Source organism: Streptomyces sp. NPDC048584, assembly GCF_043199595.1.
Taxonomy (GTDB): Bacteria; Actinomycetota; Actinomycetes; order Streptomycetales; family Streptomycetaceae; genus Streptomyces; species Streptomyces edwardsiae.
The window spans coordinates 282,795-294,394 of the sequence record NZ_JBICWF010000002.1 but is presented as its reverse complement, the minus strand read 5'-3'; the positions used below and the strand labels follow the sequence as shown (position 1 = coordinate 294,394).

General features: G+C 72.2%; 8 protein-coding genes and 1 pseudogene. 7 read left to right on the top strand and 2 right to left on the bottom strand.

Translation table 11 applies throughout. The features are described 5' to 3' along the window. Positions 1 to 13: 13 nt before the first annotated feature. Positions 14 to 424, bottom strand: a pseudogene (locus ACGFR9_RS05565) (cytidylyltransferase domain-containing protein); the annotation flags it as partial. Positions 425 to 456: 32 nt separating this feature from the next. Continuing rightward, on the bottom strand, positions 457 to 1,764 hold the full coding sequence (locus ACGFR9_RS05560) for a DUF6716 putative glycosyltransferase (RefSeq protein WP_393203203.1): 1,308 nt from the start codon (positions 1,762 to 1,764) through the stop codon (positions 457 to 459). A gap of 198 nt (positions 1,765 to 1,962) precedes the next feature. On the opposite strand from ACGFR9_RS05560, the gene ACGFR9_RS05555 reads away from it, so the two are divergent. From ACGFR9_RS05555 to ACGFR9_RS05525, 7 genes are all read left to right on the top strand, one after another. Then, positions 1,963 to 2,949 carry a glycosyltransferase family 2 protein gene (locus tag ACGFR9_RS05555; RefSeq protein ID WP_393203201.1) on the top strand — a complete coding sequence of 329 codons (987 nt, stop codon included), beginning with the start codon at positions 1,963 to 1,965 and terminating at the stop codon, positions 2,947 to 2,949. Continuing rightward, positions 2,949 to 4,262: a polysialyltransferase family glycosyltransferase gene (locus tag ACGFR9_RS05550; RefSeq protein ID WP_393203199.1), complete on the top strand. Its 1,314-nt coding sequence runs from the start codon at positions 2,949 to 2,951 to the stop codon at positions 4,260 to 4,262. Before ACGFR9_RS05555 ends, ACGFR9_RS05550 begins: the two co-directional genes overlap by 1 nt. A 216-nt stretch (positions 4,263 to 4,478) precedes the next feature. After that, complete coding sequence (locus tag ACGFR9_RS05545) at positions 4,479 to 5,675, top strand: hypothetical protein (RefSeq protein ID WP_393203198.1); 1,197 nt, start codon at positions 4,479 to 4,481, stop codon at positions 5,673 to 5,675. Then, a complete protein-coding gene (locus ACGFR9_RS05540) occupies positions 5,672 to 7,852 on the top strand; it encodes a polysaccharide pyruvyl transferase family protein (RefSeq protein WP_393203196.1) in 2,181 nt (726 codons plus the stop codon). The genes ACGFR9_RS05545 and ACGFR9_RS05540 overlap by 4 nt, the downstream gene beginning before the upstream one ends. Before the next feature lie 45 nt (positions 7,853 to 7,897). After that, positions 7,898 to 8,863, top strand: a complete 966-nt coding sequence (locus tag ACGFR9_RS05535) for a glycosyltransferase family 2 protein (RefSeq protein ID WP_393203194.1) — start codon at positions 7,898 to 7,900, stop codon at positions 8,861 to 8,863. A 3-nt stretch (positions 8,864 to 8,866) separates the two neighbouring features. Then, on the top strand, positions 8,867 to 10,216 hold the full coding sequence (locus tag ACGFR9_RS05530; RefSeq protein ID WP_393203192.1) for a polysialyltransferase family glycosyltransferase: 1,350 nt from the start codon (positions 8,867 to 8,869) through the stop codon (positions 10,214 to 10,216). Between the two features lie 205 nt (positions 10,217 to 10,421). Continuing rightward, positions 10,422 to 11,513, top strand: coding sequence for an acyltransferase (locus ACGFR9_RS05525; RefSeq protein WP_393203190.1), 1,092 nt, complete (start codon positions 10,422 to 10,424; stop codon positions 11,511 to 11,513). Positions 11,514 to 11,600: the final 87 nt, after the last annotated feature.

Sequence of the window (11,600 nt, the reverse complement as noted above, 5' to 3'; positions counted from 1 at the left end):
CCGTCACCGCCGTGTCGGCGGTTCGCGTGGCCACCGCGGCCGCTACCGCGTCGATGTCCTCGCGGATCAGGAAGGGGCTGGTGCACTGGACGAGGAGGACGACGTCGACCGGGGCGCCGTGCAGGGCCTCATGGGTGTCCATGGCGTGCAGGACCGCGGCCTCGGAGGTGGCGGTGTCGCCGGCGATGGCGGCGGGCCGCAGGACGACCTCGGCGCCGGCCTGCCGGGCGGCGGCCGCGATGGCCTGGTCGTCGGTGGAGACGACGACGTCGGTGACGTACCGGGCGGCCCGGCACTCGCGCACGGCGCGCGCCACCAGGGGGACACCGCCGACGGGGGCGAGGTTCTTCGCGGGGACGCCCTTGGAGCCGCCGCGCGCGGGGATCACGGCGAGCACTCGGCGCACCGTCGGCGGTCGGGACATGGGATCAGCTCCTTGAGCGGGGGTCGGGCCGGTCACAGTTCGCCCATCCGGCGGATCACCGGGGCGACGCGCTGCACTCCGTGCCGGTAGGCGCCGCGCGCCGCCCGGCGCACGATCTGCCGGACCGGTCCGGGCTCCTTGTCGGCGGCGGGCGCGCCGGGCAGCGGGGTGCCGTCGGGGCCGAGGTGGTGGCGGGCGAGGAGGCCGGGCAGATAGCCGGGCGCGGTGACGGGCGTGTAGTACGGGGCGAGCGGCGGCAGTCCGCCGGGGCGTTCGAGCAGTTCGGTGATGCGTGCGCGGGCGGCGTCGAAGGCGGTCTCGTACGAGCCCTCCGCGGCGACGCCCTGCCGGGCCACCCACCGCGGGTCGGGCTCGGGGCGGTGTCCGGCGTCGAGCTGGTCCCAGGAGGCGAGGCAGCCGGAGCCCACGAAGTGGTGGTTGCCGAGCGCTTCCCGGATGCCGAGGTCGGTGAGGACCACGGTGGGGATACGGCGGTGCAGCGACTCCAGGGCCGCCGTGGAGCTGACCGTGACGAGGAGGTCGGTGCGGTCGAGGACCTCGCCCATGTGCCCGTACACCAGGCGGAAGTTGGACGGCGGGTCCAGCCGCTGGGCGAGCTTCTGGTAGGGCAGTTCCTCGATATGGGTGGTGTGTTCGCCGGGCTTGGAGCGCAGCTTCAGCAGCACCTCGCGTCCGGGGTGCCGGCGGGCGTGCCCGACGAGCCGGTTCAGCAGGTACATACGGTCCCCGCGGCTGTCCGGCACGGAGGGCTGGGCGGCGAACACCACGGTGTAGGGCTCGTGTTCACCGGTGTAGGCGGCTCCGCCGAGGAACGGCAGGGCGACCTCGGTCACCGACGAGGAGTCGGCGCCCACCCCGTCGTACACGGCGCGGAAACGGTCCGCGTCCTGGCGGGAGTTGGCGAGCACCAGATCGGCGCCGTGCCGCAGCAGGAGGCCGTCGGCGAGCTTCTCGTAGACGACACCGACGTATCCGGTGACGACGACGGGCCGGCTCGGCCGGTCCTCCCAGACCCGCCCCAGCCCGTGCAGCATCGCCTGCGCACCGCCGCCGACCAGGGCGAGCACGAGGACGTCGTACGTCTCCTCGCGCATCGCGCGCAGGAACTCGACGGCGGTGACCTCGCGGAGCGAGTCCGCGTGGACGCCGACCTCGCCGAGCTGGCGGGCGGTGGGGGTGGCGCGTCCCCGGAGCAGAAATCCGTCCAGGTGGATGTCACGCGGCGCGACCCGGTCTGCGGTGAGCGCGCCCCATTTCCACCGGGTGTCGGAATCCGCGAGGACCGCGACCCTGAGGGGCTTCGTTGCACTTGCTGGCACGCCGAAGACGCTAGGAAGCGAATTCTAGGTACGGCCCAACCGTGAATCAACGAGAAGTTAACAACACCCCACCGGAAGCCGAACCAGCCTCCGAAAGCGTGCCGCGTAGGCCTGATACACCGTACCGACACACGGAGTTCACCCCCTGGACGGTCACTGGAAAGTCGGCGCGCCGGGCGGCCTTCTAGTGTTCTTCGGGTGCCCAAGCTTTCCGTGATCGTGCCGTTCTACAACGTGCGGCAATTCGCCCCCGACACCGTCAGAAGTCTGCGCGCGAACGCCCGGCCGGATTTCGAGTTCGTTCTGGTCGACGACCATTCCGACGACGGGACGGCGGCCGTTCTCGAGCGGGCCGCCGAGGACCTGTCGGGTGTCGCGCGGGTGCGCCACGTCCGCCATGACAGGAATCGCGGGATCGCCGCCGCGCGCAACACCGGACTGGGTGCCGCGCAGGGCGAGTTCCTGGCGTTCCTGGACGGCGACGACTGGCTCGCCCCCGGATATCTGTCGGAACTGGTGGCCGCCGCGGAACGGCTGGACTGCGACTTCGTCCGTACCGACCATGTGCGGGTCACCGACCGCGCCAGGACCGTACGACGGGTCCCGGTCGGTCTGCGCGACGAGGTGCTGGACCCTCGCGACGCGATCCTGCCCGCGGACCGGACGACATCGGTGGACTATGTGTCCGTCTGGGCCGGCGCCTACCGGCGGCGGCTGCTGGAGCGGGGGCTGCTGCACTTCACCGAGGGGCTGCACACCGCCGAGGACCGGCCGTGGACGTGGAGACTGCACCGCGAGGCGGAGTCGTTCGCCGTGGTGAATCCGCTGGGCGTGTTCTACCGGCGCGGGATCTCCTCCTCCCTCACCCGGATCGGCGACGTCCGCCGGCTGGACTTCATCCGCGCCTTCGACCAGATCGTCGAGGAGACGGCCGCGGACCGGGACGCCGGCCGGCTGCTGCCCAAGGCGGTACGCCAGTACTGCGCGATCATGGCCCACCATCTCGCCGAGGAGGACAGGTTCGAGCCGGCCGTGGCGGGCCGGCTGCGGACGATGAGCGCGGCGGCGCTCCGCCGGCTGCCGCAGGACCTGCTCACAGAGGTGCTGGAGACCATGGACATGGACCGTGCCGCCCGGCTGCGGCGGCTGAGGCGCCGCGCCGGCGCGGGGAAGGGGGCCGCGTGATGGCGGGTACCACTCAGATCTTCTGCGTCTCGTCGCTGTACGGCGTCGCCACGCTGGCGGCCGCGATCGAGTCGGACTGCTTCGCGGAGGCGGAGCGGCGGGTGCTGCTGGTCTGCGACGTCTCCGCGGTGCCGGAGGCCGGGCCGGCGCCGGACGCGCTGCCGGGCTTCGCGCCGCTGCGCGACCACTTCGACGAGGTGCTGTCGTGGAACGAGGCGATCCGTCCGTTCCACCCGGCGGCATGGACGCCCCGGGCGGAGGATGTCCCGCTGCTGGAGCGGCATCTGCGGCGGCTGTGGCGGCTCGGGGACGACCGGGTGGAGCTGGTCCTGGAGTCCCTCGCGGTGCCGCCCGCTCTCGCGATCGCGCAGGTGTTCACGGGGGCGCCGGTCCATGTGTACGCGGACGGGGTGCGGAGTTACGGGCCCACCCGCAAGAAGCTCGATCCGTTGGTGGGGACGCGGGTGCGGCAGGTGCTGCATCTGGACCTGGTGCCGGGGCTGACGCCGTTGGTGCTGCGTGAGTTCGATGTGCCGGTGCGGGTGGTCGCGGCCGAGGCTTTCCTGAAGGTGGTCGGCGAACTGGCGCAGGCGGGCCCGGAGTTGTCCTCGCCCGGCGCCGACTCGGCGTTGCTGCTGGGGCAGTGCCTGTCGGCGCAGGGGGTTCTCTCCTTCGGGGAGGAGGAGGATCTGTATGTGCGCATGCTGCGGGAGGCTGTCGAGCGGGGGCACCGTACGGTCGTCTTCAAGCCGCATCCCGCCGCGCCGGTCCGGCACAGTCGTGCGCTGTCGGGGGAGGCGGAGCGGCTGGGGGTGTCGTTCCGTGTGCTCGATGTGCCGGTGCCGGCCGAGGTGTTGTACGAGCGGTGGCGGCCGGGGGTGGTCGTCGGATGCTTCTCCACCGGGTTGTTCACCGCTTCCGCGTTGTACGGGTTGCCGGTCGCCTGTGTCGGGACCGGGCGGGTGCTGGAGCGGTTGACGCCCTACCAGAACGGTGATCGGGTGCCGGCGGTGCTGGCGGAGGCGGTGCTGGCGGGGGTGGGGGGTGTCGCGGGGGATGAGCTGGATGAACTGGTCGGGGCGCTGGGGTTCACCATGCAGCCGCAGATCCTGCCGCGGCTGCGGCCGGTTGCGGAGGGGTATCTCGGGCGGCACTACGGGGTTCGTACGCGGCACTGGTTCCGGCGGAAGCGGCTGACGTCGCTGGGGCTGCCGGGGGGTATCCCGAAGCGGCTGGCGTTTCTGCCGCGCAACGCCACGGCGCGGCGGGTGGTGCGGCGGGCCCGGGCGTTGCGGAAGGTGGTGCGGGGGTGAGGGGAATCCGGGTTCTTCGCCCCCGCCTCCCTTCCCGTCCCGACCCCGGGACTCCGCCCCGGACCCCGCTCCTCGAAATCCCCCAGAGGGGCTGAGACCGGGGAGCGGGCGAAGCAAGCCCGGGCAGCCCACTGTTCACCCCCCGTACACCCCGATGCCACCGGCGGACCGCCGGGTTGCGGCACGCTCGGCCTCCGATCGGAGGACGGTGGAAGCATGACGAACCCCCTGGCGGGATTGTTCACGGCACGGCAGAAGGAGTCCGCCAGGCGGGACCTGTACGCCCGAGGCGCCCGTCTGTGCGGCGCGTACCTCGCCACGCACGACACCCGCCTCACCCAGGCGATCGGCACCCTCACCACCGCGCTCGAGACCCCGGCCGCCGACCCCTTCGACGCCCTCCTCAAGGTCGGCGAACGCGCCGTCGAGACGGGCGAGCACACCCTCGCCCTCGGCATCGCCGAGACCTCGACGGAGATACGGCAGCGCTCCAAGGGCGCCTGGCGCCTGCGCGCAAGGGCCCTGGACGGCCTCGGCCGCGACGACGAGGCCGTGGAGTCCTACGAACGCCACCTCACCCTCCTGGGCGACGCCGAGCCCGCCGACGAGACGACCCGCAGGATCGACACCCTGCGCCGCCGCCGCGCCTGCCTGGCGGAAGCCTCCACCCTGTTCCCCGGCGACGGCACCCCGGTCACGGCACCGGAGTTCGCCACCTACGTACAGGCACGCGTGGCCGAACACGGCCCCGCCGACCCCGCCGTACGCCGCCTTCTGCGGCTGTACGCCACCCACCGCCGCCTCGTCGAACGCTCCGGCATGCCCGACCCGCTGCTCGGCGGGACCACCCCGATCGGCGTCGGCGGCCTGCGCGCCCTGCTCACCGGCCGGGCGGTGTGCCTGGTGTCGAACGCCGCCGAGGTCGCCGGCAGCGGCCTCGGCGCCGACATCGACGGCTACGACCTGGTCGTACGCTGCGACACCTTCCGTATCAACGGGAGCGGCACCGGCGAACGCACCGACCTGCACGCCGTCTCACTGCGCGGAGCCACCCCGTGGGAGGGGCCCGCGTGGACACAACAGGCTGGTGTCCGGCTGGTGTTCGGCGACCCGGCCGGGGCGTGGCGGCGTGCCGTACGGCAGCGGCTCACCGCCGGGGCGCAGGAGCACACCGGCGACGCGTCCCTGCGCCGGCCGCTGTCCGATCCGGCGCTGCTCGGCGAGGAAGGCTGGGGCACGAAGGCCGGTACCGCGTTCACCGTGCTGCGGCTGCTGGACTTCCTGGACGTCAGCCCCCGCCTGGACCTCATCGGCTTCGACAAGCCCGGCCGGCTGCGGCCGGAGGAGGCCGAGTGGGTCATGGACCGCGCGACGCACGTCGACGACAGCAAGATGAGGATCGCCCTCCGATGACCCACACCGTCCCCTCCTCCGCCGACGACCGGAGCACCGTCACCGGCAGACGCCGGATCGCCTTCGCCGTCCACACGGACACCGCCGGGCTGTCCGCCCTGCCCACGCTGCTGCGCAGCCTCGCGCTCACCAACCCGGGGGTGTGCGAGGACTTCGTGGTGCTGCACCCGGGGCTGCCGGACTCGTCGTTCGACGGGCTGCGCCGGCTGCATCCGCGTGTGGTGACGCGCCGGGCGGACGGCCGCGGGGACGTCTTCCGGCTGGATGGCTACGACACCGTCGTCGCCTTCACCCCGGCCATGGTCGTCCTCGGCGACATCGGCGAGCTGCTGCGGCTGCGGCACGGGGTCGGCGCCGTACGGCAGCTGGTCTGCGACGCGGAGGGGCGGGAGCGGCGTACGGTGCTCCCGGACGGGCTGCTGGTCGTCCAGCGGGCGGACGCGGACGGGATGTCCGAGGACGTCCTGACGCCGGTCGACGCCCGGTACGACTTCCTCACCCGACGCCTCCACGACGACACGCCCGTGCCCGCGCATGTCGCCGTGCTCCACTTCACCGGCCCGTTCGACGAGCCCGGGTACGGTCCGGCCGCCGAGGCCCGCCGCCGTTTCGAGCTGGACGACGAGGAGTTCCGGGCCGCCTACTGCGCCCTGCGGGGTGAGAAGCACCCCGACCTGCTGGCGCATCTCGCACCGCCCCTGCTCCAGGCCCGCCCCTCCCTGGACCTGGCCCGTACGGTCGCCGACGTGTACCGCAGGCAGGGACGTCACGACGAGGCCGTGGACGTGCTCGCCCCGGTCGTCGGCGACCGGCTGGACGCACCGCGCTGCCAGGAGACGCTCGGCGTCTGTCTGATGGCGCTGTCGCGCTACGACGAGGCCGAGGCCCGTCTCCTCCTCGCGACGGCCTCCCCCGATGCCGCTCCGCGCGCCTTCGCCCAGCTCGCCCGCCTTGCGTGGCTGTGCGGCCGGGAGGAGGACGCGCACGCCTACGCCCGTGACGGGCTGGAGGCCGACCCCACCGACGCGGGCTGCCACGCCTGGTACGTCCGGACGCGCGCGGATGCCCCGGAGCCCGAGGCGCTGCCCGCGGCGGAGCAGCTGGCGCATGTGGCGTTGTTCGCCGAGGGCCAGGAGAACGCGGGCGACAAGGTGCTGCCCGAGGCCGTACGCACGTGCTTCGACGCCGGCACCGGGTCGCGCCACTGGTACGAGCAGCCGGTGCACCGGCTGGTCGACGAGGCCGCGCTGGAGGAGCTGAACGCGCGGCGCGGGGTGGTCGTGGGCGGCGGCGGGCTCTTCCTGCCGGACACCTCCCCCAACGGCAACAGCCACTGGCAGTGGAACGTCCCCGATGACCTGCTCTCCCGGCTGACCGCCCCGCTGGCCGTGTTCGCCGTCGGCTACAACGTGTTCGACGGTCAGCTCTACCGCCGGAGCCGATTCGCGGAGAGCCTGCGCGTCCTGGTCGAACGGTCGGCCTTCTTCGGGCTGCGCAACCACGGTTCGATCGAACGGGTCCGCGAACTGCTCCCCGCCCCACTGCGTGACCGCGTCCGCTACCAGCCCTGTCCGACCACGGTGTGGCGCCACCTCGTCCCCGGTCCGCTCGACCCGGTGGAGCGGGCCGACACCGTCCTGGTGAACTGTGCCTACGACCGCGCCGGCCTGCGCTTCGGCCACGACTACGGCCATTTCCTCGCCCAGACGGCCCTCGCCCTGAAGGGCCTGCGGGAGCGTGCCGACGTACGGTACGCGGCCCATATGCCGGCCGACGAGAGGTTCGTGCACGATCTGCGGCGGGAGCACGGCGTCGCGCTGCCCGTGGAGCAGTTGTACGACATGACGAACGACGGGATCCGGGAGCTGTACGGCCGGTCGCGGCTGGTGATCGGGATGCGCGGGCACGCGGGGATGATCCCGTTCGGCTGCGGCACGCCGATCCTCAGTCTCGTCTCCCATCCGAAGCTCGCCTACTTCCTGTCCGACATCGGGCGGGAGGAGTGGGGGCTGTCCGTGCACGACCGGGCGCTCGGTCCCCGGCTCCTGGAGCGGGCGGCGGCCGTCCTGGACGACCACGCGGCCGCCGTGGCGGACGTGCACGGCGCGCAGAAGCTCCTGTGGGAGACCACACGGTCGAACCTCGACGAACTCGGGAAGACATTCGGCCGGACCTGAGCCCCTCGTACCACCGCCGCTTCGAGCCCCGAAAGAGAGATCCACGTGCCGAAACTGTCCGTCGTCGTCCCGATGCACAATGTGGAGGTGTTCGCCGAGAGCACGCTGCGCAGTCTCGCCGCCAACGCGCATCCGGACTTCGAGTTCCTGCTCGTCGACGACTGCTCCACGGACGCCACGCCCTGGGTGATCGACCGCTGGGCGGAGAAGCTCCCGGGCGCGCGGGTCATCCGGCACGCGACGAACAAGGGGATCGCTCAGGCCCGTAACAGCGGTATCGACGCGGCGGACGGCGACTTCGTCACGTTCCTCGACGGCGACGACTGGTACGGGCCGCGTCATCTCGCGGGCATGGTGCGGGCGATGGAGGAGCTGGGCTGCGACTTCGCCCGCACCGACCACGTCCAGGCCACCGGTACGGAGCGGGTGATCCGGCGGCCCCCGGCACGGGTGCGCAACGCGGTGATGGACCCGCGGGACGGGATCGCGCCCGCCGACATGGAGACGATGGTCGACTACCCCTTCGTCTGGGCCGGGATCTACCGCCGCCACCTCTTCGACGACGGCGGGATGCGTTTCGCGACGGAACTGCGCACGGCCGAGGACCGTTTGTGGATCTGGCGGCTGCATCTGAAGGCCCACACGTACGCCTCCCTGGGGCTGCACGGGGTGTTCTACCGGCGGGGCGTGGCGACCTCGCTCACCCAGATCAAGGACGACCGTCAGCTGGACTTCATCCCGGCGTACGACGCGCTGCTGCGGGACGTCCAGGAGGACCGGGAGGCGGACCGCTTCCTCCTCAAGGCCGTCCGGACGTACTGCGCCATGATCGCGTTCCATATCGGCAAGGCGGACGAGTACGAGCCGGCGGCGGCCCAGCGGCTGCGGCGCGAGACGCGGGCCGCACTCCAGCGGATGCCGGAACAGGCGCTGGAGGAGACCCTCAGGACCATCGACAGCACACGGAGCAGGTTGCTCAGCCGCCTGCGTGACGGGCGGAAGGCTGCCTGATCCATGCCCCACACGACCCAGATCTTCCAGGTCTCGACGCTCTACGGAGCGGCCACCCTCGCCGCGGCGCTGGACGCGGGCCTGTACGGACAGCGCGGCGACGCCCGGCGCGTGCTGCTGGTCTCCAACAACGCGGCGATCCCGGAGACCGCGCTGCGCGTCGACGAGATGCACGGCTACGGTCCGATCGCCGCCCGCTTCGACTCGGTGGTCGGCTGGAACGAGGCGATCAGCCCCTACCACCCGAGCACCTGGGGTCCGCGCGGACACGACACGGAGCTGTGGCAGCGGGCGTTCCGGCTGCGGTGGGACATCGACGAGCGGGACATGATCGAGCTCGCCGTGGAGTCGATCCAGGCCAACCCGGCCCGTGCGCTGGCGGCGATCTTCTCCGAGGCGGCCGTCGACGTGTACGCCGACGGGCTGATGAGCTACGGCCCGACGCGGGAGAAGCTGCCGCTGACCATCGCGCGCCGTATCCGCCGGCTGCTGCACCTCGATCTGATCCCCGGTCTGACACCGCTGCTGCTGTCGGAGTACGGCGTCGAGCCCGGGATCGTGCCGGACGAGGCGTTCCGTGGTGTGCTCGACGAGATCTCCCGGGAGGCGGCGGACGATCCGCGGCTGGCGCCCGTCCTGGAGGAGGCGCCGACGGCCGTGCTCCTCGGCCAGTACCTCGCGGCGATCAACATCCTGAGCGCGCGGGAGGAGGAGGACCTCCATGTCCGTATGCTCGCCGGGGCGGTACGGGCCGGGCACCGGTCCATCGTCTTCAAGCCGCATCCGACGGCCCCCGCGGGCTACTCGGCGGCGCTGAGCAAGGCGGCGGCGGACGCGGGCGTACGGCTGACCGTGCTGGACGCTCCGCTGCTGGCGGAGACGCTGTACCAGCACTGCCGTCCCGAGCTCGTCGTCGGCTGCTTCTCGACGGCGATGGTGACCGCGTCCGCCTACTACGGTGTGCCCGTCGCCCGGGTCGGGACGGCACTGGTGATGCGGCGGCTTCGGCCCTACCCGAACAGCAACCGGGTCCCGCTGGCCGTGATCGACCACGTGGTCCCCGACCTGGAGCGCGAGGACACCCCGGCGCCGGTGGGCCGGGCCCCGGACACCCTCTCCCCGTTGATCCGCGCGATCGGCTTCTGCATGCAGCCGAAGACGTACCCGTCACTGCGCGCGGAGACGACAGGCTGGCTGGAGTCCAACCTCTCCGGCACCCCCGGCTACTACTTCCCGGACCTCCGCCTGGCCGAGCTGTCCCTCCCGGGCAGCACCCCCCGAACCCGGGCGAGGATCCAGGCGGCCCGGGCGAAGCGAGCAGTGGGCCGAGCGGTCCGCCGCAAGAGGAAGTGATTTTCCTCGGCGATTGCAGTGGGGCGGGGGGTGCTGCGCAGCCCGGCGTTTGCGGGGTGCCGCTGCGCCCACCCGTGCCGCCCTGCGGCACGATTGCCCGCAGTTGGGCGGCACGGGTGCCCCGCCCGTCAACCGAGACGCACCGGCCACACCCCTGCCACCCAGCCGACAACTCCCGTACACCACACCCCCCGAAAGTGACGCGGTGCCGAACGACATCGCCGTACACCGCCTGCCGCAGCAACCAGGCGGCCCCGCCCGGGAACAGACCCCCGCCCCCGCGAGGGAACACCGCTACGACATCGACCTGATGCGGCTGATCTGCTCCGCCACGATCATGCTGGGCCACGTGGGCGCCCAGTTCATCCGTGCCACCGGCAACGACCCCTCGAACGGCTCGGGTTCGTACTGGGCGGGCCACATCGCCGAGGCGATCAACCCCTTCGCCGTCCCGATGTACTTCGCCATAGCCGGCTGGGCCGTCCTCGTCGGCGCACCCCCACGAAACAGCGCCCGCATGTGGCAGCGGATCGTCCGCAACACCGTCCCGCTCTTCGCGTGGACGGCGGTCTACCTCGTCTGGGCCTGGCTGCGCGGCCGCAACGACCGCCCGATGACGGAGCTCGCGGAGTACTCCCTCTTCGGCTCCGTGGAGCCCGCGTACCACCTGTGGTTCATGTACACGTACATCCCGGTCATCATGCTGCTCGCCTTCGCGATGCTGATCAAGGCGGGCAAGCGCCCGTACGGTCTCGGCGCGGCGCTGCTCGGCATGGCGGTGCTGCCCAGTGTGCTGACCACGACCACCGAGGTCACAGGCCGTGAAACGGCCCCGGTGGCCTGGGGGTTCGGCACCTACTCCCTGGTGTACGCGGTCGGCGGCGCGCTCCTCTTCGCCCTCCCCGCCGGGATCGTGAGCAGGCGCCGGCCGCTGTACGTCCTCCTGCCGCTGACGATGCTCGGCGCGCTCTGGTACAACACGCAGATCCACTACGTGATGCCCAACGCGCACCTCTTCGTCGCCGCGATGAGCATCTGCGTGCTGCTCCTGGTCAGCAGGATCCACGTCCCCGAGAAGCGGCGCCCGCTGCTGCGGAGGCTCGCCGACGCCGCGCTCGGCGCGTACATGGTGCATGTGCTGTTCGTCGAGGAGATCGTCACCCCGCTGGTCTCACCGGACCTGAGCGCACCGGCGGCGGGGGCGCTGCTGGTCGGCCTGGTGGCCCTGGTGATGGCGCTGTCGTTCGCCACCAGCCTGCTGTGGGGGAAGCTGAACCTGCGCAGGCTGCTCGGCTGACCCGCCCGGCGCCGGTGTCCCGTACGCGCCATCCGCTGTTCGCCGTATGTTCGTCCGCCGCTCCACTCGCCACCCTGGCGCACAGCG

Bases quoted from the DNA above. Each gene is read 5' to 3' on its own strand.
- ACGFR9_RS05550 (WP_393203199.1), top strand. From the start codon at position 2,949: ATGGCGGGTACCACTCAGATCTTCTGCGTCTCGTCGCTGTACGGCGTC.
- ACGFR9_RS05545 (WP_393203198.1), top strand. From the start codon at position 4,479: ATGACGAACCCCCTGGCGGGATTGTTCACGGCACGGCAGAAGGAGTCC.
- ACGFR9_RS05540 (WP_393203196.1), top strand. From the start codon at position 5,672: ATGACCCACACCGTCCCCTCCTCCGCCGACGACCGGAGCACCGTCACC.
- ACGFR9_RS05530 (WP_393203192.1), top strand. From the start codon at position 8,867: ATGCCCCACACGACCCAGATCTTCCAGGTCTCGACGCTCTACGGAGCG.